General features: G+C 58.9%; 25 protein-coding genes. 11 read left to right on the forward strand and 14 right to left on the reverse strand.

All coding sequences use genetic code 11. From position 1 onward, the window contains the following. Positions 1–6: 6 nt before the first annotated feature. The 6 genes from EYC79_RS08900 to EYC79_RS08930 all read right to left on the reverse strand — a co-directional run bounded on the left by EYC79_RS08900 (position 7) and on the right by EYC79_RS08930 (position 5499). A complete protein-coding gene (locus tag EYC79_RS08900) occupies positions 7–207 on the reverse strand; it encodes a heavy-metal-associated domain-containing protein (RefSeq protein ID WP_112518883.1) in 201 nt (66 codons plus the stop codon). After that, positions 204–629, reverse strand: coding sequence for a Cu(I)-responsive transcriptional regulator (cueR, locus tag EYC79_RS08905; protein WP_130977742.1), 426 nt, complete (start codon positions 627–629; stop codon positions 204–206). Before cueR ends, EYC79_RS08900 begins: the two co-directional genes overlap by 4 nt. Further along, complete coding sequence (locus EYC79_RS08910; RefSeq protein WP_245495234.1) at positions 626–3154, reverse strand: heavy metal translocating P-type ATPase; 2529 nt, start codon at positions 3152–3154, stop codon at positions 626–628. Before EYC79_RS08910 ends, cueR begins: the two co-directional genes overlap by 4 nt. A 186-nt stretch (positions 3155–3340) precedes the next feature. After that, a complete protein-coding gene (locus EYC79_RS08915; RefSeq protein ID WP_130977743.1) occupies positions 3341–3952 on the reverse strand; it encodes a class I SAM-dependent methyltransferase in 612 nt (203 codons plus the stop codon). Between the two features lie 8 nt (positions 3953–3960). Then, a complete protein-coding gene (blaOXA, locus tag EYC79_RS08920) occupies positions 3961–4776 on the reverse strand; it encodes a class D beta-lactamase (RefSeq protein WP_418122392.1) in 816 nt (271 codons plus the stop codon). A 243-nt stretch (positions 4777–5019) separates the two neighbouring features. Further along, positions 5020–5499 (reverse strand): YcgN family cysteine cluster protein, encoded by a 480-nt coding sequence (locus tag EYC79_RS08930; protein ID WP_111847698.1) that lies wholly within the window; start codon positions 5497–5499, stop codon positions 5020–5022. Positions 5500–5682: 183 nt separating this feature from the next. On the opposite strand from EYC79_RS08930, the gene EYC79_RS08935 reads away from it, so the two are divergent. Then, positions 5683–7863 (forward strand): transglycosylase domain-containing protein, encoded by a 2181-nt coding sequence (locus tag EYC79_RS08935; protein ID WP_113179342.1) that lies wholly within the window; start codon positions 5683–5685, stop codon positions 7861–7863. A gap of 13 nt (positions 7864–7876) precedes the next feature. Here EYC79_RS08935 and EYC79_RS08940 read toward each other — a convergent pair whose 3' ends face one another. Continuing rightward, positions 7877–9049, reverse strand: a complete 1173-nt coding sequence (locus EYC79_RS08940) for an MFS transporter (RefSeq protein ID WP_130977746.1) — start codon at positions 9047–9049, stop codon at positions 7877–7879. Positions 9050–9300: 251 nt separating this feature from the next. Here EYC79_RS08940 and EYC79_RS08945 point away from each other — a divergent pair, with 251 nt between their 5' ends. Beyond that, positions 9301–9732: a DUF2231 domain-containing protein gene (locus EYC79_RS08945; protein WP_130977747.1), complete on the forward strand. Its 432-nt coding sequence runs from the start codon at positions 9301–9303 to the stop codon at positions 9730–9732. Between the two features lie 2 nt (positions 9733–9734). Next, the gene (locus tag EYC79_RS08950) at positions 9735–11231 is read left to right on the forward strand and encodes a PQQ-dependent sugar dehydrogenase (protein WP_418122295.1); all 1497 of its coding nucleotides are present in this window, start codon (positions 9735–9737) and stop codon (positions 11229–11231) included. Between the two features lie 53 nt (positions 11232–11284). Here EYC79_RS08950 and EYC79_RS08955 read toward each other — a convergent pair whose 3' ends face one another. After that, positions 11285–11728 carry a DUF1801 domain-containing protein gene (locus tag EYC79_RS08955; RefSeq protein WP_130977876.1) on the reverse strand — a complete coding sequence of 148 codons (444 nt, stop codon included), beginning with the start codon at positions 11726–11728 and terminating at the stop codon, positions 11285–11287. Positions 11729–11978: 250 nt separating this feature from the next. On the opposite strand from EYC79_RS08955, the gene EYC79_RS08960 reads away from it, so the two are divergent. The 3 genes from EYC79_RS08960 to EYC79_RS08970 all read left to right on the forward strand — a co-directional run bounded on the left by EYC79_RS08960 (position 11979) and on the right by EYC79_RS08970 (position 13848). Then, complete coding sequence (locus tag EYC79_RS08960) at positions 11979–12317, forward strand: hypothetical protein (protein WP_162236282.1); 339 nt, start codon at positions 11979–11981, stop codon at positions 12315–12317. Positions 12318–12716: 399 nt separating this feature from the next. Further along, entirely contained in the window at positions 12717–13304 is a 588-nt protein-coding gene (locus tag EYC79_RS08965; RefSeq protein ID WP_062438163.1) for a DUF1214 domain-containing protein, read from the forward strand. Continuing rightward, positions 13297–13848, forward strand: coding sequence for a DUF1254 domain-containing protein (locus tag EYC79_RS08970; protein ID WP_130977748.1), 552 nt, complete (start codon positions 13297–13299; stop codon positions 13846–13848). The genes EYC79_RS08965 and EYC79_RS08970 overlap by 8 nt, the downstream gene beginning before the upstream one ends. Positions 13849–13878: 30 nt before the next feature. Here the strand turns inward: EYC79_RS08970 and EYC79_RS08975 are convergent, their stop codons facing one another. Then, complete coding sequence (locus EYC79_RS08975) at positions 13879–14079, reverse strand: hypothetical protein (protein ID WP_130977749.1); 201 nt, start codon at positions 14077–14079, stop codon at positions 13879–13881. Between the two features lie 639 nt (positions 14080–14718). Between EYC79_RS08975 and EYC79_RS08980 the strand changes: the two genes are divergently transcribed. Then, on the forward strand, positions 14719–15636 hold the full coding sequence (locus EYC79_RS08980; RefSeq protein ID WP_130977877.1) for a DUF2336 domain-containing protein: 918 nt from the start codon (positions 14719–14721) through the stop codon (positions 15634–15636). 36 nt (positions 15637–15672) lie between these two features. On the opposite strand, the gene EYC79_RS08985 is transcribed toward EYC79_RS08980, so the two are convergent. From EYC79_RS08985 to EYC79_RS08995, 3 genes are all read right to left on the reverse strand, one after another. Then, positions 15673–16014, reverse strand: coding sequence for a DUF1491 family protein (locus EYC79_RS08985; RefSeq protein WP_130977750.1), 342 nt, complete (start codon positions 16012–16014; stop codon positions 15673–15675). A gap of 199 nt (positions 16015–16213) precedes the next feature. Beyond that, complete coding sequence (locus EYC79_RS08990; RefSeq protein WP_130977751.1) at positions 16214–17173, reverse strand: peptidoglycan-binding domain-containing protein; 960 nt, start codon at positions 17171–17173, stop codon at positions 16214–16216. Beyond that, positions 17145–18665, reverse strand: coding sequence for a sensor histidine kinase (locus EYC79_RS08995; RefSeq protein ID WP_130977878.1), 1521 nt, complete (start codon positions 18663–18665; stop codon positions 17145–17147). The genes EYC79_RS08990 and EYC79_RS08995 overlap by 29 nt, the downstream gene beginning before the upstream one ends. A gap of 487 nt (positions 18666–19152) precedes the next feature. On the opposite strand from EYC79_RS08995, the gene EYC79_RS09000 reads away from it, so the two are divergent. Both EYC79_RS09000 and EYC79_RS09005 read left to right on the forward strand, forming a co-directional pair. After that, positions 19153–19563: a DUF5330 domain-containing protein gene (locus EYC79_RS09000; protein ID WP_130977752.1), complete on the forward strand. Its 411-nt coding sequence runs from the start codon at positions 19153–19155 to the stop codon at positions 19561–19563. 212 nt (positions 19564–19775) lie between these two features. Next, positions 19776–20192 carry a SufE family protein gene (locus tag EYC79_RS09005; RefSeq protein WP_130977753.1) on the forward strand — a complete coding sequence of 139 codons (417 nt, stop codon included), beginning with the start codon at positions 19776–19778 and terminating at the stop codon, positions 20190–20192. A gap of 36 nt (positions 20193–20228) precedes the next feature. On the opposite strand, the gene EYC79_RS09010 is transcribed toward EYC79_RS09005, so the two are convergent. Continuing rightward, the gene (locus EYC79_RS09010) at positions 20229–20630 is read right to left on the reverse strand and encodes a DUF930 domain-containing protein (protein WP_062425788.1); all 402 of its coding nucleotides are present in this window, start codon (positions 20628–20630) and stop codon (positions 20229–20231) included. Between the two features lie 233 nt (positions 20631–20863). On the opposite strand from EYC79_RS09010, the gene EYC79_RS09015 reads away from it, so the two are divergent. Continuing rightward, positions 20864–22963: a S9 family peptidase gene (locus EYC79_RS09015; protein ID WP_130977754.1), complete on the forward strand. Its 2100-nt coding sequence runs from the start codon at positions 20864–20866 to the stop codon at positions 22961–22963. Positions 22964–23246: 283 nt separating this feature from the next. Next, the gene (locus tag EYC79_RS09020; RefSeq protein ID WP_111847686.1) at positions 23247–23531 is read left to right on the forward strand and encodes a hypothetical protein; all 285 of its coding nucleotides are present in this window, start codon (positions 23247–23249) and stop codon (positions 23529–23531) included. Positions 23532–23625: 94 nt separating this feature from the next. On the opposite strand, the gene dmeF is transcribed toward EYC79_RS09020, so the two are convergent. Continuing rightward, positions 23626–24642: a CDF family Co(II)/Ni(II) efflux transporter DmeF gene (dmeF, locus tag EYC79_RS09025; protein ID WP_130977755.1), complete on the reverse strand. Its 1017-nt coding sequence runs from the start codon at positions 24640–24642 to the stop codon at positions 23626–23628. Positions 24643–24646 lie beyond the last annotated feature (4 nt).

The following is a 24646-nucleotide window of genomic DNA, read 5'->3' on the forward strand; positions in this document are numbered from 1 at the left end:
GCTGATTTACGCGGCTCGCTCAGGCGTGTAACCCACCTCCTGCATGGCCGCCATCGCAGTGTCCGCGTCGCCGTCTACCACGACCTTGTGCGATGACAGATCGATACTCACCTCAGCACCCGGCAGTGCCTCGTTCAGCGCATTTCGGATGGTTTTCTCGCAGTGGCCGCAGGTCATGTCCGGCACGGTGAATGTAGTCTCAGTCATGGTCTTTCCCTTCTTTCATCAGTTTTGATGGTTCGGCTTCCGGCCAGGTCATCCAGGATCGGGCAATCCGGTCTGTGGTCGCCTCCGCAGCAATGGGCGAGGTGCGATAGCGTTTTCACCATGCTTCTCATGTCCTCTATCTTGCGCTCCAGGTCGGCAATATGGGTGAGAGCAATTGCTTTCACCGCCGAGCTTTCTCGCGCCTTGTCCTGCCAGAGTTTCAGCAGAGCTTCGGTTTCCTCCAGCGAAAAACCAAGGGTTCGGGCGCGCTTGATGAAGCGGAGGTTATGGACTTCCTGATCGCCATAGAGCCGGTAATTGTTATCAGCACGGGTCGCGGGAGAGATCAGGCCGATCTGCTCGTAATAGCGGATCATCTTCGCAGAGACGCCGGAGGCCTCTGAGGCTTCGCCGATATTCATGACGTCACCTTTCCACCCGTGACGCTTATGGTCTTGAGACGCAGCGCATTGCCCACTACGAAAACAGAAGACAGCGCCATGGCACCTGCTCCGATCATTGGTGACAGCGTGATGCCGAAAGCCGGGTAAAGCGCGCCGGCGGCGAGTGGGATCAGCGCGACGTTGTAGCCGAACGCCCAGAACAGGTTCTGGCGAATGTTGCTCATCGTTGCGCGGCTCATTTCGATGGCATGGACGGCACCGATAAGATCACCACCGACCAGCACCACATCGGCACTTTCAATCGCGACATCCGTACCCGTCCCGATGGCGATGCCGATATCGGCTTCGGCAAGCGCCGGCGCGTCATTGATGCCATCGCCGATGAAGGCAAGGATCTTCCCGCCCTGGCGCAGGTCGTGGATGGCCTCTACCTTGCCTTCCGGCAGGACGCCGGCGATGACCCTGTCGATGCCGACCTCATCAGCAATCGCACGCGCCGTTGCCTCATTGTCGCCGGTCACCATCATCACTTCGATGCCCATGCTGCGAAGCGTTCTAATCGCCTCGGCGCTCGACGGTTTCAAAGGATCGGCAACTGCGATGACGGCGGCAAGCACACCATCGATGGCGGCATAAATCGGAGTCTTGCCTCCACGACCCAAGCGCTTCGCGGCGTCGGCGAAAGGTCCGACCGAGAGGCCGAGCTTTTCCATATATCGATCCGCACCGACATCGACCTGACGGCCATCAACGACTGCCCGGATGCCATAACCGGTGATGCTTTCGAAGTTCCGGGCATTCATCGGTTCGAGTCCTGCAGGAGCTGCCATTTTCTCCCGTGCCGCGCGGGTGATCGCCTCTGCAATCGGATGCTCCGAGTGTGCTTCGACTGCAGCGACCAGACGCAGAACGTCGTCCTGCTCAAAGCCATCCGCGACGATCAGGTCAGTCAGTTCCGGCCGGCCTTTGGTCACCGTGCCGGTCTTGTCGACCACGACGATCTCGGCACTGCGCAACTGCTGCAGCGCTTCGCCCTTGCGGAAAAGTACGCCGAGTTCCGCGGCGCGGCCGGTACCGACCATGATAGAAGTCGGTGTTGCGAGCCCCATGGCGCAGGGGCAGGCAATGATGAGCACGGCAACGGCGTTGATCAGTGCAAATGTGTAGGCTGGATCGGGACCGAAGGCGGCCCAGACGATGAAGGTCAAGAGTGCGATGCCGATGACGACCGGGACGAACAGCGCGGTCACTCTATCGACGACCAGCTGAATGGGAAGCTTCGACCCTTGCGCCTGCTCCACCAGCCTGATGATCTGCGACAGCATCATATCCCCGCCGACCTTCGTCGCCCGATATTTGAACGCGCCGGTCTTGTTGATCGTGCCGCCTAAAACCCCGGTGCCCACGGTCTTTTCCACCGGAACAGGCTCTCCCGAGATCATTGACTCGTCCACATAGGAATGACCGTCGACCACCTCTCCATCGACCGGCAACCGCTCGCCGGGGCGAATAACGACAACGTCGCCTGCCCTCACCTCGTCCATGGCCAAATCGACAATCTCACCATTACGCTCGATGCGAGCGGTCTTGGCCTGAAGGCTTGCGAGCTTTCGGATCGCATCGCCCGTTTTGCCGCTGGCGCGGGCCTCAAGCAGCCGGCCGATAAGAATGAGCGTGACGATGACGGTGGCCGCTTCGTAATAGACGTGGCGGGCATTTTCCGGCAGGACGCCCGGCGCAAAGGTCGTGACCAGGGAATAGAGATAGGCTGCGCTGACACCGAGTGCCACGAGTGAATTCATCTCCGGCGCCCCATGGAAAAGGGCAGGAAAGCCGCTCTTCAGGAAGCGCCGTCCCGGTCCAAAAATCACCGCCGTCGCCAACAGGAAATAGACGTAGTAAAGGTTCTGGGTATCGATCACGCCCATCAACCAGTGGTGCATCGGCGCATAGATATGCCCACCCATCTCCAACACGAAGAGCGGCGCGGTCAGCACGGCTGCGATGATTACATCGCGCTTTAATGACGCTTCGTCACCCATATGGTGGGCGTGATCATGTGCGCCGTGATGTTGATGTGCAGAGTGGTCATGCTGCGTGGCCTTTGCCGCGGCAGGTGGGAAGCCAGCGGCTTTCGCCGTTTCGATCACCATCTCGCGCTGCCGCAAGCCGCCCATACCCTCGACAACGACCTTGCCATCAGCCTCGACCTTTGCATTGACGACCGTTGCGACGTCCTCAAGCACGCCCTTCAATCGTGAAGCGTCCGCCTCACCTTTCACGCCATCGACGGAAAATTCGGTTCGTGTAGGCTCGATCTCATAGCCGATCTTCTTGACCGCCGCCGCCAAGGTCTTGGCAGAAAAGCCTTCTGCAGGCTCCACCGTCAGCTTTTTCGTCGCGAAGTTGACGGAGCTGGAGGCGACACCCGGAACCTTCGCCGCCGCCATTTCCACACGACGAACGCAGGACGCACAGGTCATGCCTTCGACGGGAACCGACAAAGGCTCCTGCAATTGCTTGGGTCTGACCATCTCGTTCATCGCTCTCCCCTTGCGAGGTCTGTCACTGTCATGATTATGACGGGCGGAACTTCAAAATAGTTCCGACGTGAAACAAACCCAATGTAGGGCTTCCCATCATGGGAAGGTCAAGGGAGGAAATTGCGTTTTATGGCATGTTCGCCAAAACAGGCAGCCGCGATCCAGACCCACGCTCTTGACGAAAAGCTAACCGCCGCTACGTCTCGCCAAATAGACCGTCGCCCCACCACAGCTTTGGTCGTCGATCGCATGTGCGATGATCTGAAAGCCACCGCCAGCAAGGATCACCCGATACTCCTCAAATGCCAGGCTGGCGTGATAAAGCGGTTGGCCACAGAAACGTCCAAGCGTTTCCAGACGGTCTGGCCCCGCCGTAAACATCAAGACGGCCTCTTCCGCTGCCAGGCGCATGCATGTTTGAAGGACAATTTGCTGGTCGCCCGGCATCAGGTGAAAGAGGCTGTGCCAGGCGATCAAGCCATCAAAGCGGCTGTCCAATCTCATATCACGCATATCTCGGACCAGCCATCGATGGCCGGGGAAGCGCGCACGACAAAGCGAGATCAGCGCCGGCGAAGCATCGATGCCAGTCACCTCGTGACCGTTTTCGATGCAGTAGCGCGCGATGGGCTCCCCGGCCCCGCAGCCAATGTTGAGCACGGACGCCTTCGGCGGCAGATATACGAGAAACCTGTCCAGCCAGGGCTTCTCCACCAGCTCGCGGCTACGCGACCGATCAAAATCCGCAGCATATGTCTGGTACAGCGCGATGATATTGCTTGCCGCATCAGCAGACATGACCGCGTCTACCGATGGGTGGCGTAGCGCTGAATATCGCGCAGGAACTCGCCGCGCACCACCTCGCCCATTGGCTGCTCCGAGGGCTTGTCGCCCACGCGCAGGCGAACGAAGACGATGTGCTGACCTTCGCGTTCGGCCCAGCCGACGAACCAACCGAAGGGCCGGTTGGGATCTGGCTTGCCATCCGGCCCTTTCATGGTGCCGGTCCCGGTCATGCCATGAGCACTCCAGGCTTCCGCACCATCAAACACCGGAACGATGGCCTTGGTCTTGTTCTGCGCATCACGAGAAAAAGGCAGGTTGTTGGCCAGCAGTCGGCGCATGAACCCCACCTGCTCGACCGGAGAAATTTCCAGGGAGGTGTTCACCCAGGCGTCGGTCAACCCATTGTCCTTGCCCGGCTCTCCGGCCACGTCACCATTGCCGAAACCGAGGCGCCGGACATAGGAGACAAATTTCTCCTTTCCGAGACGTCTGGTGATTTCGCGCGAATACCAGCGGATCGACTCTTTCTGCCAGGTCGTCGGATCGACTGTCTTGCGCTCCTGCGGCGCGGCATCCATGCCCTTTTGCCAGTCCCAGGCCGGATTGAACTCGTCCTGCAGAATTCCGGCGTCATAACCGATCAGCGCAAGCGGCACCTTGAAGGTGGAGGCTGGCGAGACGCGCCTGTCGCAGGCGCCCTGCTGGTTGATGACGGCACCGGTTTCCACCGATGTGACCAGCGTGCATTCGAAAGGCTGCACGGCCTGAGCGCGCGCGGGCCCGACACCGGATAAAAGAACGCAGATCGGCGCAAGAAGCGTTAAAGCACGCAACACTCTTTCAGATGCGCTCTTCACGCTTGAGCTCCTGGTTTTCTCGCATGACGTCATCGCAAAACCGGGTCACGTTTTTGCGATGGTCATGCTTTTGACTTTGGCGCATGCAGGGTCCTTGATTGTCCGGCCCATTATCATAGCCGGGAACGGGTCTAAGAAAAGCAAGGTAGCGGGATAAAGGGGGCATGCGGCAGGAATAGGACGGGATTTTACACGGGCTGACGAGAGCGCACAGGTTTGTACTCAACGCGGTTTTTGCGCCTCCGGTCGCTCTCCCACCGTCAACGGCCAGTCCACCACATAGTCCTCGAAGTCGTCCACATCGACGTCATTCTCATTGACGGTGCGACCACGCGCGGAAATGCCCGCCACGTGAACGGTTTCGGGATCGCCCGACACCAGATGGTGCCACCAGTAGAGATCCTGCCCGTCCCGCACCAGCGCATAGGCGCATGTCGGCGGCAACCAGCCGATCTCATCGACCAGCTTCAGATCGAGCCGGATACAGTCGGGCACGGTGGCGCGGCGGTTTTCATAATCGGAACAGCGACAGCTCGTGCCGTCCAGCAGCTGGCAGGCGACGGAGGTGAAAACCACCTCGCCCGTATCCCAGTCTTCCAGCTTGTTGAGACAGCAAAGACCACAGCCATCGCATAGGCTCTCCCATTCGCTGTTACTCATTTGCGCCAGCGATTTGGTTTTCCAGAACGGCGCGTCACTCATCGTTAAGATTTCCGTTTCATTTTGCATCTTCGGGCATCAAATAGGAAAGCCCGTTTTGTCGTATCGCCATAGGCTGGATTATAAGATAATTCTTAAATCCGGCGGAGTGGTGGTGAGGAATGACCCGCGCAAGCTTATCGCGTCAAGCGTTCACTCACCACATCGAACAGGAATACGTTTCAGGTGCAGGAAGACAACAACAAGAAACCGGCGCGCCGTAAACGCCATATTCTGCTTCGCATCGATTCCTGGATCGATTCGAGCCTGTGGACAGCCGCATCCCGTGTGTTCGATTTCTGGGAAGAGGTGACGATCGCCTCTCGCAAGCTGCATGTGCGTGGCTGGAAGAAATTTCTCGTCAACATGACCTGCAGCGCGCTGACCGTCGGTACGGCCGGCTCCGTCGTCATGCTGGCGCTGGCGCTGCCCGCCTTCGAGGAAACCAAGAAGGACTGGCGCTATCGCGGTGACTTTGCCGTGACTTTCCTCGATCGCTACGGCAACACGATCGGCCATCGCGGCATCATTCACGAAGATTCCGTTCCAATCGACCAGATGCCTGATCACTTCATCAAGGCGGTTCTGGCAACGGAAGACCGACGCTTCTTCGACCATTTCGGCATCGATTTCATCGGCCTTGCCCGCGCCATGAGCGAGAATGCGCGTGCAGGTGGCGTCGTCCAGGGCGGGTCGACGCTGACGCAGCAGCTTGCCAAGAACCTGTTTCTGACCAATGAGCGCTCGCTGGAGCGCAAGATCAAGGAAGCCTTCCTGGCATTGTGGCTGGAAGCCAATATGTCAAAGAAGGAAATCCTCGCGCTCTATCTCGACCGCGCCTATATGGGCGGCGGCACCTTCGGTGCGGCGGCGGCGGCGCAATTCTATTTCGGCAAGAATCTGACGGACGTCACCCTGGCGGAATCCGCCATCCTTGCCGGCCTGTTCAAGGCTCCGGCGAAATACGCGCCGCATGTAAACCTGCCGGCCGCGCGTGCGCGCGCCAACACGGTTCTTTCCAACCTCGTCCAGGGCGGATTGATGACCGAAGGCCAGGTGGTCGGTGCACGTCGCAACCCGGCGACGGTCATCGACCGCGAAGAGGTCCAGGCACCCGATTACTTCCTCGACTGGGCGTTCGACGAAGTGCAGCGCCTGGCCAGGGACGGCAAGATCAAGGATCACACCGTGGTGGTGCGCACCACCATCGACACCGGCCTGCAACAGGCGGCAGAGCAGGCCATGGAAGGCAGCCTTCGTGAATTCGGCGAAGGCTACAAGGTTAAGCAGGGCGCGATGGTAATGATCGAGAATGGCGGCGGTATCCGCGCCATGGTTGGCGGTCGCGACTATGGTGAGAGCCAGTTCAACCGCGCAACGGCGGCCCTTCGTCAGCCGGGTTCTTCCTTCAAGGTCTACACCTATTCTGCCGCGATGGAAAAAGGCTACAAGCCGGAAACGCTGATTTCCGACGCGCCTGTCACATGGCGGGGCTGGTCGCCGCAGAATTACGGCCGCTCCTATGCTGGCAAGGTAACGCTGCAGACGGCGCTGGCGAAATCTTACAACACCGTTCCGGTGCGGCTTGCCAAGGATGTTCTCGGCACGCAGATCATCGTCGACACCGCAAAAGCCATGGGCGTTGCCACGCCGCTTCGCAGCGACAAGACCATTCCGCTCGGCACCTCTGAATTGACAGTGCTCGATCAGGCAACCGGCTATGCCGTCTTCCCCGCAAACGGCATGCAATCGCGCCGCCACGGCATCGAGCAGGTTCTCGATTACGAAGGCAAGGTTCTCTACGACTTCGATCGCGACGAACCGCCGGCGCATCGTGTGCTTTCGGAAGAAGCGACGTCCAAGATGAACCGCATGCTGGTCACCATTCCGGTGGAAGGGACCGCACGGCGTGGAGCGCTCGACAATGGCATTGTTTCCGGCGGAAAGACGGGAACGTCACAGGCCTATCGCGACGCCTGGTATGTGGGCTTCACCGGTAATTACACGACGGCGGTGTGGTTCGGGAATGACGACTTCACCTCGATGAACAACATGACCGGCGGCGCCCTTCCTGCCATGACCTTCAAGCGACTGATGGACTATGCCCATCAAGGCATGGAACTGCGTCCTATTCCAGGCATCCAGAACCCGCTGCCAACCGGCTCGCGCCCACAACCTGCCGCCAATGGCGCTCAGGTGGCCTCAGCTGACGCCAATGCACTGCCGGCTCTCACCCGCCCCCGCTCTCTTTCGGCAGAAGCTACCCGTATTCTTCGCGCAGTTGGCCAGCAGTTGAAGGAGGCGTCTGCGCCGACCCTGTCGCCGCAGAAGGTGGCGGATGTTGGCGGTGATGGGGTGAAGCGTTGAGAGGCTGACACCTTCAAGCGACCGAAACCCGCTGATGGTTTTTGAAGTGGCCGAGCGCCAGCATCAGGCATAGCGCGGCTCCGCTGCAGAAAATCATCAGCGAAAGCATGGCGGACGGGCCCGCAGCCGCCATGAGGAATGACAGAAGCGGCGGCGCGGTGGCATTCACGAGATTCATAGGCAGGCCGATCATCGACATCGCTGCGGCGTAGTCTGATTTCTCGTAGAACTCCAACGGCATGGTCGCCCGCGCGACGGCAAAAGCACCGCTGCCAATGCCGAAGATCACGATATAGGCAAGGATAGCTCCACTGCTGGCACCGAAAATCACAGGTATCAGCATAGCCACGGGGATCATGGCTCCTGAAAAGATTCCGGCCCGAACCGCGTTCCATCGTTTGCCTCCTATCAATTCTATCAGCCGCCCGCCCACTTTCAGAATGCCCATGAGGGAGGCCAGGCCAACCGCCAAAGTCAGGTCTGCACCCAGCGCCTTGAAAAGCTCTATGCCGACCGCTTCCATTCCCAAGGTGACAAAGCTGTTCAGCGAGATGGCGGCGACGAGGAACCAGAGAATGTGGCCTTTCCGACTTGTGGTTCTGCTGGAGACTGAAGCGGCGGGATGGCTTCTGACATCCGGCAGGCTCACAGCGATCAAGGGGAGCACAAGAAGAAGAATGCCGCCCGCATAGATTTGCGTTGCGCCGCGCCAACCGACGAGGTGATCAAGCCACGCCGTCAGCGGCCAGAAGACGCTGCCCGCAAGGCCGGTAACCAGCATCAATGACCCGATCATGCCTCGCGCTCTGTTGCCTGCGAACTCTGCGAGATAGGCATAAGCAGAGGTGGTGAGAAACATGGCACCACCAAAACCGATGGCGCACCAGCTTGCCAGGTAGGCCAAGAGTGAGTTGATGCTCCCCATCGCAGCAAGGCCGATACAGATCACGCTTGCACCGCATAGCATGACGTGTTTCACCCCCAACCTCGCGAAAGCTTTCCCCACAACAGGTGCGGACAGGCCCATCACCACATACATCGCTGTCACACGGAGGAACGCCGTCGCTGGGTCGATTTGAAGATCTTTAGCAATGGAGGATGCCAGCACCGGCAGGATGCCGACTATACCCCATCCGGCGATTTGGGTGATGGCCAGAGTTATAAAAACAAGGACACGCGATTTCATCGCTGCACGCTAATGCGGTCGCGTGTCAATCATGTAACATCCTCGCCTGGACAATCGTCACGCTTTTGGAATTCAGCGGGCGTTTGTCGCAGAGAAGGCGGCGCATCCACTGCCAAGTCATTCATCTGACCTCACCGGCAACTCGCACGTCAAAAGAGCTGCAACCAAATCGCACCTCCAACCGTTTGCAAGAGCACAAAAGCGCCCATCGGGACTTGGGCGCTCCCCTCAATACCGGTTGGAGCCAAGACATGAGTGATGCATCCCACGGGGAAGCTTCCGCCTATCCTTTTCAGTTGCTGTTCGTGCCTTTTCCCTTTGTCTGCTTTTCGCTGACGCTTGCGACGGACATTGCCTATTGGCGCACCGCCAACCTGATGTGGTCGAATTTTTCGGCTTGGCTTCTTTTCGCGGGGCTGGTCGCCGGCGGTCTGGCAATTCTTGCCGGTCTCGTCGATCTGCTGCGCCGGCGCACCCGACCGATGCGCCCGTCGTTCGTCTCCATCATCCTTTTCATCGTGATGCTGATCCTCGCCTTCATCAACAGTCTCGTTCACGCCGGTGACGGTTGGACGGCTGTGGTGCCTTACGGGCTCTTGCTTTCGGCCATCACCTTCGTGGTGTCGTTGATGGCTGTTTCCGCCTCCTCCCGCAAATATGCCCGTCTGGCCTGGAGAGTATGATCATGGTTTCTCGCATTTTAGCCCCCGCCGTGCTGCTTGCAGGCGTTGCACTCATTCTGCCGGCCTGCAGCGACCAGAGCGATAATTTCGATATCTCCCAGCAGATCGGCCCCGACCCTGTTCTTCCCGAGCCCTCCATGAGCCTGATCCCCGACTTGAAGGTCGCAGAGGTGGTGGGCTGGAAGGACGGCGAAATGCCGACGGTGCCGGAAGGCCTGAAGATTTCCGTCTACCAGAAGGACCTCGTCAATCCGCGCACCGTGCATACGCTGCCGAATGGCGACGTTCTGGTCGTGCAATCGAGGGCACCGGAAGGAGGGCAATCGTCGTCGCGTCCCAAGGACATCATCCGCGGCTTCATCATGTCGATTGCCCATGGCGAAACCGGTGGACCGCCGAAGGAAAGCAACATCATCACCCTGCTTCGGGACACGAACCGAGATGGCATTGTGGACGAGCGCCACGATCTTCTGAAGAAGCTTGACTCGCCGTTTGGCGTCGCCTTTGCCGACAACACGCTTTATGTCGCAACGTCCAATGAAATCCTTGCCTACCCCTATCAACTGGGTCAGACCGAAATCATCGCCGAACCGCGCGTGCTGACCCAGCTTCCGGGTGGCCCGATCAACCACCACTGGACAAAGGATCTGGCGCTGAGCCCCGATGGCAAGTTCCTCTATGCCTCCGTCGGATCGAATTCGAACATCACCGAAAACGGGCTGGAGGCCGAAAAGAACCGAGCCGCTATCCTGCAGGTTGACCGCCAGACGGGTGCGTGGAAGCTGTTTGCGTCCGGTTTGCGCAATCCCAACGGTCTTGCCTTCAACCCCGAAAGCAAGGAGTTGTGGGCCGTTATTAACGAGCGCGACGAGCTCGGCCCGAACCTTGTGCCCGACTACATGACGTCGGTGAAGGAAGGCGGCTTCTACGGCTGGCCTTGGAGCTATTTCGGCAACCATGTGGATGACCGCGTGCATCCTCTCCGGCCGGATATGGTGGAGAAGGCGATCAAGCCGGATTACGCGCTGTCCAGCCATGTTGCTGCGCTTGGCCTCACCTTCTCGCTGAACTCGGCGCTGCCTGCCCCCTACCAGAACGGTGCCTTCATCGGCGAACATGGAAGCTGGAACAGGACGGCCTTCAATGGCTACCGCGTGACCTTCGTGCCGTTCGAAAACGGCAAGCCCGTCGGCAAAACTCAGGACGTGGTGACGGGATTCATTCAGGGCGACAAGGCGAGAGGCCGTCCCGTCGGCGTCGGCATCGACGGCACCGGCGCGTTGCTGGTAGCAGATGATGCGGGCAATACGGTGTGGCGTGTTGCAGCCGCAGATGGCGCTGTCTCACCGGCGCCGATTGCGACCGACGATGTCTCCGGCGCATCGTCGGGCCCTGCCCAAACGGGACAACCGGCAGCACCCGCAGTTCCTGCCCAGCCTGCGGCACCTGCACAGCCAGCAGCTCCCGCATTGCCGGCACCGCCCGCCCCTGCGAATTGAGAAATATCGATGATGAGGAATGGCCGGCCACCTGATCAGGTGGCCGGCCCTTTTTATGACGTCCGCGCGGCCTTACGCCCGCGCACCTTGGCGTCGTTGAATGCAATCGCGGACCGGATCAGCGCCGAGAGCGCATCGTCATCGATGTCATCACCTTCGTGAAGGTCGATCGCACGGCGTGTCCCCCCGTCAAGCGAAGCGTTGAACATACCGAACGGATCCGCCAGCGACGCGCCGTGAGGGAAGGTCATTTTTACGGTGGAGCGATAGGTCTCCCCAGTACAGATGATGCCGTTGCAGGCCCAGACGGGCACGCCACGCCATTTCCAGTCCTCCTCCACACGTGGATCCGCACTGCGAATAATAGATCTGATCCGCGACAGCACCTGCCCACGCCAGTCCGTCAACTCGGCAATCCGTCCGTCGATCAGCCGGGAAGCCGGAGAGCCTTCCTCATCCTCTGTCGGAGCGATGCCCACAGAGTCGGCGGCGTCCATATGCATGTGCTCTCCTCTACCATCAGCGCTAGGTAGCACATCCTAGCACATGCAACCTTGATTTTAACTTTAGAAAACTGAAAAACACGACAAGCGCACAGAAAGGCTCCAAAATATTGCGGGTCCTTCAAAGCCAAAAAAAGTCTTTACCTTCCAACGCGAAAGACAACAGCGGCAGGGGTGCGCAGCTTGAATATCCCCATCGAAGGTGCGCAATTGCTCGCGAGGGACATCTCATCTAGGGGGAACTATTATGAAGAAACTCAATCCTTTGCTTGCCGCTCTGGCAGTGTTCGTCTGTACATCCGCAATGGCACAGGCCGACGACCTGACCTTTACGCTGAAGAACGGTACCAAGTCCGTCCTGACGCGCTTTTACACATCGCCGGTTGGCGTCAATGAATGGGAAGACGACGTCTTCGGCGAGCAGGTTCTCGAACCAGGCGAAAGCATCGACATCACCATTGCCGACGGCCGCACGGTCTGTCGCTACGACATGCGTTTCGAGTTCGAAGAAGGCTCCGGCCTCGACACGACGGAAGACAGACAGGATCTCTGCAAGCTCGGTTCTTACACGATTCACGAGTAAGAGACAGCTCGTAAGGGCGCTGGCGTCATCGATCAGTGCCCTACGGCACCTGCCCAAAAATCGAAAACAATTTTTGAGAGCGCGACGTGTCGATCCAAAGAGCGAGACACGTCCGTTTCGCGTCCAAAGGGACGTACGCGCCCTGGGAACGAAGACCGATTTAGGGTGTCGCTTGCAAAAGTCTGCGCGACACTCTCTTCGGAGTCGGCGCAGATGCACGCCTGGATTGTCTAAGCCGCCAAGAGGGCGATACTTCGACCCGCCACCAGAGTTTCCCGACGCAGCGCATATCTAAGAACCAGAATATTCCAGTACAGGTTTGACCATCCCTCATCCAGGGCATTTCCCCGAGTCGGAATCAATGCTAACCGTGACGCTGCTCCAAATCGGGAAAGCAGTGTGTTTCGAGTTCCGTTTCTTGTCGCCATCTCGCTCGTCATTGCCTTCGGCGGTGGCATCGTTTCCACGCTAGTGGCGCTGGAAGCCACATCCGGTTTCGGGTCGATCAAGATCGGCGCGTGGAACGCGTTTCCCGAATCGCAGACGATCGAAGCGGACCCTTACGCCAAGGCGCACCGGGCGGATGCAGGCAAGCTTCTCTATGGAACGGCCGAAGGTTTGGCCTTTACCGCGGCGAATGACAGCAGCGGCCAGCGCTTGACCGGCCAGTGCCGCTATACGCTTACCGGCAACCTGCCGCCTGCTCGCTTCTGGACCATCTATGTTGCCGATCAACAGGGTAATCTTTTGGATGACGGATCTGGACGGCCGATCGCCCTGAATTCACGCAACCTTCTGCACGGCCCTGAAGGTGGTGTCTCCATTACGCTTGCGTCAACGGCAACGCCGTTCAACTGGCTTGCCGTGCCGACAAACGGCGATTTCAAGCTGGTCCTGACGCTGCTCGATACCCCGATTGCTGGAAGTGCGGGTCTGATCGACATCACCATGCCGACGATCAACAAAACGGATTGCGGCAATGCTTAGGCTCACTTTGGCGATCTTCACGGGCCTAGTGGGTGCAGCTGTCCTCCACCTCGTTATCCTCTTTTCGATCCCGCACTTTTCCAACCGCGATGCCTATACGCGCGCGGAATTTCAGGCTGTGCCCAATCGTTTTCATCTGGTCGACAAGGATGGTCACCGCAAGGGTGGTCTGAGCAGCGAAGACCCTTTCATGCGGGTTGCCGTGTGTACCTATAATGTCGAAGAGAAGCCGGTCAGGCTCTCGGCCTTCGGTGCCGTGCCGTTCTGGTCGATCGCAATTTTCGACAGTGCATCCAATGAAATCTTCAGCATGAACGACCGCACATCGGCGGGGGGTGAACTGGATATTCTGATTTCCACCCCGGAGCAAAGCGGGGCCATTCGCAAGGCGGAAGTCCAAGCGCTATCGAAATCGATTTTGGTGGAAGCAAATCGCAACGAGGGCTATGCCGTTTTGCGAACGATGGTACCGCAGGCAAGCTTCCTGGAAGAAGCAGAGCGGTTTCTCGGAGAGGCTACATGCGAGCCCGCACCGCTGAAGTAGGCGCACTTCAGAGCATCGTAAAAAGATCGGTCAGGCGTTGAGAGCCGTTTCGGAAGAAGCCGCCGCATTGCCCTTCCGCTTGCGCGTCTTGGTCTTCTCGGCGAAGTCATAACGCTCGTAGCGCACACCGGTAAAAAACAGCAGCTGCGCTGGGCCGGCTGCGATTGCGTTCGCGTCAGCCGTCTTGTGAGGACGCCGCGTCGCCGTCGAAATCGAAATAATGTCTGCCATTGCCATCTCCTTTCACAGGCACGACGGATGTTGTTGACCGGATCGCGATGCATGACTTTCCATCCGACGATCCAGTATGAGGAAGCGCCATATCGAGCTTTTCAGCAAAAATTTCTTTTTGATCTGCGTGCCGGAGTCTTCAGGACGGCGGCATCAAGCCGATATGGAATGCCAGTACCACTACATCGGGCATCACCAGTCCACGGACTGGGCATTAACTGAGGCTTGGACATTTCGTCCGTCCCTCATAAGCGAGCTCATGTCAGAACTTTAGCACCGAATCTCGGACTTGCCCACGACATTAGAATCATCGGGAGGTTAAACAAAGGTTAATGATAAAACGCCGCCCTCTGTCTCTCTTCCAATGTTGAGGTTCATTGCGCCCTAATCAAGGCCCATGCGGGATGAACGCCAAAGTTGGCTCGCGGTTCCAGCGGCTCGGAAAATCCTTTCGTTAACAAAACAGCTGTGAATAAGCCGAAAAATCCTCTTGCCGACGCCCGTGGTTAACAGGGCGTCAACGCATTCGTTATAGTTTGAGCGCTCCTGTAGTTTTGCGTCTGGTTGGGTATTGCGTTGACAGACCGTTTTCGAGAACTGGAACGGCCAAGGGCCGAGAGGAAGAAGGACGTGGTATTGATGGCAACCGTCTCGAGTTTCGAAGGCTTGCCTTACCCGTCGAAATCAGAATTGCGACAGTTCGCAGAACTGTTCATGCCGCTGTTTTCCGCGTCCACCGCCGAAGCGAAGAGAGAGGCGATTGCGGCGCTGTCGCAGAACCCGCACGTGCCCTCGGCCGTCGCGTTCTTCATCGCCAGCCAGCCGATTTCGCTATCCGCACCGTTTCTCGTCTCCTCCAAGGCGCTGGATGACGAGACGCTGATTGCGATTGCACGAACGCAAGGGGCGGCGCACGCTCGTACGATCGTCCGGCGCGAAGACCTCTCCCCCACTGTCGTCGATGCCTTGGTGGGCTTACGTCACTCCCGCCACGTCACCGGCTCAACGCACGACAATCTTCAAACCTCTACGTCTCCAGCGGCGCTGAGCGAAAGCGAGGCGCGAGCTGAGCGGGAAGAGAAGCTGCGCAGGCAACTGCGCACCATGGCGCGACAGATGCACCGCCCTGCGGGCGACACGCTTGGCGTTCGCCGCCTGACCGAAGTACAGGAAGCGCTGCTCGTGCGGTTTGCGCGTGAACGCGACGCAAGCCGTTTCGCCGCCACGCTCTCGGACTCGCTGTCTGCAAGCCACTGGCTGTCGGAGCGCATCCTCCTCGATATTTCCGGTCGGCAACTGGCAACAACGCTTGTCGGCATCGGCATGGATACCGACGACGCCATCTTTATCCTGGAATGCTTCTACCCGCATATGCGCCAGCTTGTCGGTGACATTAGCCGTGCGGAATCCATGCTGGAGTCGTTGGAGACGGCCGAGTGCGAGGAGCGGATCGAAAGCTGGCGACGGGCAGATCGCTACACCACGAGTTCCGGCAGCGCCGCCGACGAGCGTCGTGAAGAGCCCACTCCAGCCCACAAGCTTGTGGTGCGCCGGTAAGGTTGCTCGCCGGTTGCGGCAGAAGGTACGGGCCTGTCACCCAACGATGGTGAACAGGTCGCCGACGTTGTCGGTTTCAAGTTCGACCACCCAGAGATCGGCGTCGAAACGACGCTCCTTTTCCAGAAGCGCCTCTACCTCCTGGGCTCGCGCTTCAGTGAGACGCCGCTCGAAGCGGCGCTCGGCCCTCACCTCCTCGTCTTCGGCGAAGCTCTGGGGTGCAGGACCATAGAGATTTTCGCGCCCATCACGCAGGCGTTGGCGGATAAAGATCGCGCCGGCCTCGTCGGCCCCCTTGCGTTCGATAGCGGCGAAATCACCTGCAGCGAAGACGCGGCGCGTGAGGGCGGAAACGAAGATTTCGGATTTGAGGCGCATGGGAGAACTATAGGACCTCAGGGACAATGGGGCCATGCTTTTCTAAGCAGCGAGACTGGTCCTGGTCGCCAGGTACCAAACCGTGGAGGGAAGGGTGAAAGTCCCAAGGAATTGAGTATTTTGGCGTCAAGCGCTCGTCCTTTGAATCGCAAAAGGACGGCAAATCACCAAGAGGCTCAGTCAGAGATTCAACTGAGGCTCACAAGGCCCCGATAGATTTCAGCTTTTTCAGCACCGCTTCGCTCGGCTCGCCTGTTTCCGGCAGGCGATAATGCTTTTCGAAATTGCGAATGGCCTGACGGGTCTGTTCGCCGGCAACGCCATCCACTTTCACATCGGCATAGGCGATATTGACGAGGCCTTGCTGGATCTTGGAAACCAGATCCTTGCCGACCGGCTTTGCACCACTGTCGGACGTAAGAGACACATTCTGCGCTTTTGGAGGATGAACCTCCGCATTGCGAATGGCGGCTGCGACGGGATCGATCGCCACCCCGCCCCCATTGGCTGCTGCGGGTCGATCCTTCGGCAGGGCTTTGGGAATGGCGGCAACGGTTGTCGCGCTGTCGATCTTCAAAGCTGAGAGAATGCGGCTGGTCGGCTCACCTGTCTGTTCCATGCCGACCGTCTCTTCGAAGAAGAGGATGGCAGCGGTCGTGCGTGGTCCCGTGAGGCCATCGGCCGGACCATCATAGAGGCCGCGGCGCGCGAGTTCCCGCTGGATTTCTGCGACGAGTTCGGACGGCGGATGGCTGCCGGCCGGCTGTGCCTGTCCGGGGGGTACCACTGCCCCGCCCTGCCCTGCCTGAGGCTGAGCCGCAGTCTGCTGCGTGGGTTCTGGAACATCCGTCTGGCGCTCTATGCGGAACGTCGTGACATTGCCGTGCTGGCCAAGCGTCGACGTCATGCGATAGCCGGCAATGCCGTTCGGATCTTCCTCATCGCGCGTGCGCAGGAACGGGGATGGATGGTGGCCGGGTTGATACCAGAGAGCATTGGCAGCGACAAAGCCGAAAACGACAAGGAACGCGGTCGAGCCGCCGACCAGTTTGGGATGGCTCAGAATCTGCTGGCCGAGGGCGCGTACGGCCACGGACAGCAAACCCGGCTCCTTCCGGACCGTCTTTTTCCTAGGCGATTTTCGCTTTGGCGCGGCCATCCGCAGTGTCCTTCCTCTTCATCATGTCGGCGCCACCCGCCGTGTCTTTCAGGCGCGGCGGAAATTCCACCGGCGCATCGGCGTCTTCACAGCTGCTCAGCGGCTGGCCGGAGCCATCAGCCGGCATCAATATGGTGACGACCGTTCCCTCGCCCGGCTTGCTGGTGATGACAAGGCTTCCGCCATGCAATTCCACAAGTCCTTTGACGAGCGACAGTCCAAGCCCCGTGCCCTCATAGCGACGGGTATAATCATTCTGAACCTGCATGAACGGGCGGCCCAGAAGTTCGATCTTGTCGGCGGCAATGCCGATGCCGGTGTCGCTGACCGTCAGCTTGAGCATCTCGCCCTGCAGCGCCGCATCGATCACCACCACACCACCGGATTCGGTAAACTTGATGGCGTTGCTTGCAAGATTGATCAGAACCTGCTGGATGGCGCGCTGATCGGCAACGACTTCCGTCAGATCGCGCTGGATGCGGCTTGTCAGCGTCAAGCCCTTCTGCTTTGCCTGAAGACCCAGCATGCCTTCACAGGACGCGATGACATCGCCGATGCGGAAAGGCTCCATCATCAATTCGTAGCGACCGGTCTCAAGCTTGCTCATATCCAGCATAGTGTTGACGACCGACAGCAGGTGACCACCCGACTGGCGAATGAGTTTGACATATTCGCGCTGGCGATCGTTTTCCAGTTTGCCGAAATATTCGCCGGCAAGAATATCGGAGAAGCCCAGAATGGCATTGAGAGGTGTGCGCAATTCGTGGCTGACAGCGGCGAGAAAACGCGACTTCGCCTCCGTCGCCGTCTCTGCCTCGATCGTCCTGCGGGCCGCTTCCCGGCGCAAGGCTTCCATCTCGCTGACATCGATAAGCTGACCGACGACGCGCACCAGCCGGCCAAACTGGTCCCGCTCTGCGGTCATATCCATGCGGGCATAGACGAACTGAATCTGCCGATTGACGGAGCCGGTCTCGAAACGCAGATCGACGCTGGCGTGATCCTCACCCTGGCGCAGCGTATCGAAAGCCTGCATCAGGGCGATGCGATCGGAAACATGGACCATCTCGGCGAGGATATGGCCGGCGCAGTTCTGCAGCTGAAGCGGAAACTGTCGCAGGTCGCGACCTGATACCGCATGAACGATGCCCTGCTCGTTGAAGAACAGCAGGAGACCTGGCACCTGCGATGCAAGCTGCTCGCGGTCGATGACAGCGTCCTGAGCCTCGCGTGCGGGCTTATAGACTGTCAGGAGCACAGCGCAGGATGCCAGAAACAGCGCAACGACAAGGGCTGCACCGAGCGGCAACGCGACAGATGCCGGCAGGACAAAGCAGATGATGGCGGGAACGATGAAGAGCGCCACAAGAGAGAAAGCAACGAGGCGGCGCAGAACGGCGATGATCGCCAAGCTTTCGCTGGCATCGTCTTCCATGCGCGACAGCCACATGCCCGCGACATGATCGACCAACGCAATCGCTTTTTCCGCTATGTTACGCAATACCAGTACACCGCATTCTAAAAGCAGCAGGCTCGAACCTGCCTTGAAACATGCCCGACAATAGGGCTCCGCGGCTTAAGGAATGGATAAAAGCAGGCGCGCCAAAGCCGCCTCAAGCACCATCAAGTCCCATTTCGGGGCAAATCACAAGCACTTTGTCTGTTATGGTTAATGACGGGTAAGCAGAGGATTTCCTTGTATTTTTTCGGTACCGTTAAGATTTGTGGCGGGCGTTATCGTCGCGAAGGCCTGCGATTGCGCGCGCCCGCCGCAATTATGCTTAACATCGGTCGCTAAAATCCGATCCAAATCGCAATCGTCACCAGCGGCGGGAACAAGTCGCTAAAATTTGAATTAAATCACGCGGTTTTTTGCAAAGGGGTGTTGGTCTCTTGGCTTTAGGGTGTTTGCAAGCCCGGACAACAGGGCAACAGCGGATGATCCGAAAAGGGCGCCGGTCAAACAGGGTAGTCTTGCAATGTGGTTTCTGATCAAAGGAACAATCTGGTTTTCGCTGGTGCTGGTCGCACTCTCCTATTTCGGCGGCAACAATACCGATAGCCAGAACTCGCAAATGAATGTCGCCGGCGCGGTTTCCGCTGCCAGCGAAGCCTACCGTTATGTCAGTGCCATCTGCGTCGAAAAGCCGGACGTCTGCGTCAAGGGTGCGGAGACTTTCCATGCTCTTGGTGAGCGGGCGCGCGAAGGCGCCAAGGTTGCCTATGAGTTGATCGACTCCTATCTGAACGCTGCCGACGAACCCAAGGTCGCCCCTGCTGGCGAGGCTGTCGCCAAGGCCGAGACCGTCGCAGTCAGCGACGATATCAAGACCGGAACCATCAAGGTCGAGAACACCATTCCCCTGCCGCAGAAGCGCCCTGCGCTCTGACGATAGAGGGAAGCGATCAAGCCTAACGAATTCGAGAGATGCCTCTCAAAACCCCTTGTGGCTCATCCCGCTATAGATGAGCCGCCTGACTGCCCGACTCCTGATGCCCTGCCCGAAGCCCATGCTTCGCCGCAGGGCTTTTTTCTTGGGGTAGCGGTTCAATTCCATTCGCCATTGCCCTATATCGGGGCAGCAACATGGATGGCAGGCAAATGGCTTCTCTCGACAAGATCATGGACGACTTCTCCTTCCTGGACGATTGGGAGGATCGCTACCGCTACGTGATCGAACTGGGGAAGGAACTGCCGGATCTGGCGGACGAGAAAAAGACCGCAAAGAACAAGGTCCAGGGCTGCGCCAGCCAGGTCTGGGTCGTAAGCCACAGCGATGGCGGACCTGACCCGATATTGACCTTCGAGGGCGATTCGGACGCGCACATCGTGCGCGGGCTGGTGGCTATCGTGCTCGCCACCTATTCAGGCAAAAAGGCCTCGGAAATTGCCGCCCTCGACGCCATCGAAGTGTTTGGCAAGATCGGTCTGGTCGAACATCTCTCCTCGCAGCGCGCCAATGGCCTTCGTTCGATGGTCAATCGCATCCGCGAGGAAGCGCGGCTGCTGGCCGCCTGATCGCGGCGGGCAAAGCCGCCGCTCTCCTCATTGTTCTCAATCGTAGAGATAGTGCTTCGCCCACTGCGATTCCGGCACCTTGTCGCCCACCTTGTAGTCGAAGTTGCGGATGCCGAGTGTGGTCGGCGCCACCTGGCATTTGTATCTGAGGCGGTACCATTCGCCACCACTGCGGAAGACCGCGCCGGAAGCCTTGATCGAATCCTTGGCGACATCGGGATCGCCAAAGGCATAGGCAATCACCTTGTCGGGCTTCATGCCTTTCTGCTCCTTGGCAATGCGCTCCATCGCTTCGATATCGCACCGTTGTTCCAGGCGCTCCTCAGGCGCAAGCTGGTTCAACTGTCTTATGACGTTTGCATCGATGGCGTAGGACGGAAGCGAGAACGAGAGGACGGAAGAGGCGGTCAAAAGGGCGATCAATAGAGGCTTTTGCATCGGATTTAATGAGGCTTTCTCAAGTCTTCTTGGCATTCTTCGGGCGGGTAAACGCCTGCCGCATCTCCTCGAAGCAGCAGGCGATGGCGTCGTCTACCGTCAGAATGTGATCGAAACCCGACGAAAATGTGCCCTGCTGATATTCCGTCGGGGACAATGAAACTTGATAGCGCCGCAGGGGCACTTTACATCATGAAAACGCAGAGTGATTTTCCTATGAAAGCGAGTTTGTCTTGACCATTTTCAAGAACCTGCCCACCCCGCCCCATGCAGAGAAGAAGCCGGTGAGCGATACGCATCACGGCATCACGCGCATGGATGATTACGCCTGGTTGCGGGCGGATAACTGGCAGGCGATGTTCAAGGACCCTTCCCTGCTCGACCCCGCGATCCGCACCCATCTGGAAGCGGAAAACGCCTATATGGAAGCCGCGATGGCGGATACGAAGCCGCTTCAGGAAAAGCTCTTCGAAGAAATGAAGGGCCGCATCAAGCAGGACGATTCCTCGGTTCCGGTCAATGACGGGCCCTATGCCTACGGCACGCTGTTCGTGACCGGCGGCGAGCAGCCGCATTATTTCCGCACCCCGCGCGATGGCGGCGAGAAGCATGTCCTGCTCGACGGCGACAAGGAAGCGGAAGGCAAGGACTATTTCCGTCTCGGCGGACTCGACCAATCTTCCGATCACAGCCGCGGTATCTGGAGCTATGACGACAAGGGCTCCGAATTTTACACGCTGCGCATCCGCGACCTTGCGAGCGGCGTCGATCTCGATGATGTCGTTGAAAACACCGGCGGCGGTGGTGCCTGGGCGCCTGACGGCAAGAGCTTCTTCTACACACTTCAGGACGAAAACCACCGCCCGTCCAAGGTCTTCCACCACATTGTCGGACAGCCGCAATCGTCCGACCGGCTGGTTTACGAGGAAAAGGATCCGGGCTTCTTCATGGGCGTCGGCGCCTCGGTTCTCGATGACTTCATCTTCATCGATATCCACGATCACGAGACCAGCGAATACCGCATCCTCTCCACCAAGGATCTGATGGCGGAGCCGCAGATCGTGGCCGAGCGTGAGGAAGGCATCGAATATTCAATGGCGGAAGGCGGCGATGTCTTCTTCGTTCTTACCAATGATGGAGACGCCAAGGATTTTCGGATTGTCGAAGCCCCGGTAGAGGCGCCGGGCAAGGAAAACTGGAAAGAGGTCGTGCCGCATGAGCCGGGCCGGCTCATTCTCTCCGTCGATGCCTATGCCCGCCATCTGCTCTGGCTGGAGCGCCGGGAAGGCCTGCCGCGTATCGTCATTCGCGATCGCTCCACCGGTGAAGAACATGCGATCGCCTTCGCAGAGGAAGCCTATTCGCTCGGGCTGCATGGCGCTGCCGAATACGACACCGACGTCATCCGCTTCAGCTATTCATCCATGACGACGCCAAGCCAGTTGTTCGACTACAATATGGTGACGCGCGAGCGCACGCTTCTGAAAACCCAGGAGGTTCCATCCGGCCATAACCCGGACGACTATGTGACACGGCGCGTCATGGCGCCTTCGCATGACGGTGCACTGGTGCCGGTGTCGCTGCTTTACCGCAAGGACACGCCACTCGACGGTTCCGCGCCTTGCCTGCTCTATGGTTACGGCGCCTATGGCATCACCATTCCGGCCTCCTTCAGCACCAACAACCTGTCGCTTGCCGATCGGGGCTTCATCTATGCGGTCGCGCATATACGCGGGGGCAAGGACAAGGGGTTCGAGTGGTATGAAACCGGCAAGATGGAGCACAAGCAGAACACCTTCAAGGACTTCATCGCCGCCGCCGACCATCTGGTGACGGAGGGCTTCACGTCCTATAGCGGCATCATCGCCGAAGGCGGATCTGCCGGCGGCATGCTGATGGGGGCTGTCGCCAATATGGCGCCGGAGAAATTCGCCGGCATCATCGCCGCCGTTCCCTTCGTCGACGTGCTGACCACGATGCTCGACGACACGTTGCCGCTGACGCCGCCGGAATGGCCGGAATGGGGCAATCCGCTGGAGTCCGAAGAGGAGTATCAGTGGATTGCTGCTTACTCGCCCTATGACAATGTCGGTGCCAAGCCATACCCGCCTCTCCTTGCGATCTCCGGCCTGACGGACCCGCGCGTGACCTATTGGGAGCCGACAAAGTGGGTGGCAAAGCTGCGTGAGAAGACCACCGGCGACGCGCCAATCCTGCTCAAAACCAACATGGCCGCGGGTCATGGCGGCAAGTCCGGCCGCTTCCAACGGCTTGAGGAGATCGCCTTCGAATATGCCTTCGCCCTCAAGGTTGCGGGAAAGGATCAGGTCTAAGGCCATTCAGCCAATTTTGGAGAGATAGGCGGTGCGCTTGGGCGCATCGCTGATTCTGCCCATTGTCAGAGTGATTCCCCGCGTAATGCAGGTTCGAACGGCGTCTGATCGTCGAAGAATCGGCATTTGCGGGGTTTTTGTTATTTTGCAAGCCCCTAAAGTGCAAAAACGAAGCAGGGGTTTGCCCCCTGTCAAGCACCGTCAAGGCATCCGAACAACGCGCGGCAAGCTTCGCGCAAGCTTCAGCGGTTAAAAAACCGTTAACAGCTTGGTGAGGCTAACGATGAACATCGACAACAACATTGGCGGAGCGCCCTATCAAAGTCGCTCACAACCTATTGAGAAAGTGCAAACAGACGCCGCTGTCTCAGAGGTTTCTTCGCCTGCCTTTTCCGGCAGCACGATTTCCTTCGTCAACGCCCTGCAAGCGGGCGCGCTGGCAAGCGTGCTCTGGACCGTCAACCGCGACGCGGTGAAAGAGGCTGCTGCGGCGCCATCGACCGTGTCACAGGGACCTTCAGAAGCCGCTGATGCGGCATGGGTCTATCAGGCCTATACGGAACACTGATACCGCCGAATGCTTCCGGCGGCGCTCACTCTACGGGCTGTCGCGACTCCAGGCGAAGCCTTGAGCCATTGCAAGAGCGCGTTTCGCGCGTCGATCACGCAGCCGCGTTGATCTCGACGGTCACATGCGACAATTCTTCAATCTCTAAAAGCTTTTCCCGATAGGCTGCAGCTGGTGTCTCGCCTCTCGTGGACAGGGATACGATGGCCGCGTGATGGCCGGGGCCGACTTGCCAGACATGTAAGTCGGTAATGCTTTCTTCGCCCGTCTCGACCACGCCGCGGATTTTTGCCACGATTGAGCGTTGCTGTGGCATCGCATCCACCAGCACCGCACCCGTGCTGCGAAGCAGTCCCCAGGACCAGCGGGCAATGACGATACCACCCACAATGCCCATCGCCGGATCGAGGAAGGTCCAGCCGTTCCATTTGCCGAGAACAAGGGCCACTATGGCCAGCACCGAGGTCAAGGCATCTGCCACCACGTGCAGATAGGCGGCGCGCAGGTTGTTGTCGCGGCTCCCATGGTGCGTGTGCGATCCATGGGAATCCGAGTGATGAGCGTGGGTGCCATGATGGTGGGCGTGGCTTTCATGCGGATGGTCATGATCCTCGGGATCATCGTGATAATGCCCATGGTGATGGTGATCGTCCTTCAGGAGAAGAGCGCTGACGATGTTGACGACCAGACCGATGACCGCAACGATGATGGCCTGGTTGAAGTCGATCTCCACCGGCGAGACGAAGCGCAGAGCGCTTTCCCAGGCAATCAACAGCGCGACGACGCCCAGCACCACCGCACTGGCGAAACCGGCGAGATCGCCAAACTTTCCCGTGCCGAAGGTGAAGCGCGGATCATGCGCGTGCTTGCGGGCATAGAGATAGGCAAGTGCCGAAATCAGCATCGCGCCCGCATGGGTCGACATATGCCAGCCATCGGCTGTCAGGGCCATGGAGCCGAACCAGTGACCTGCCGCGATCTCCACCACCATCATGACGGTGGTCAGAGCGATGACCATCCAGACGCGTCGCTCGTTGCGCTCGTGATCGGTCCCTAAGAAAACGTGGCTATGCGTGCCATCCGCGTGGCTATGTTCCATCGTTGCCATCATCGTC

The organism is Agrobacterium cavarae (assembly GCF_004310285.1).
Lineage (GTDB): Bacteria > Pseudomonadota > Alphaproteobacteria > Rhizobiales > Rhizobiaceae > Agrobacterium > Agrobacterium cavarae.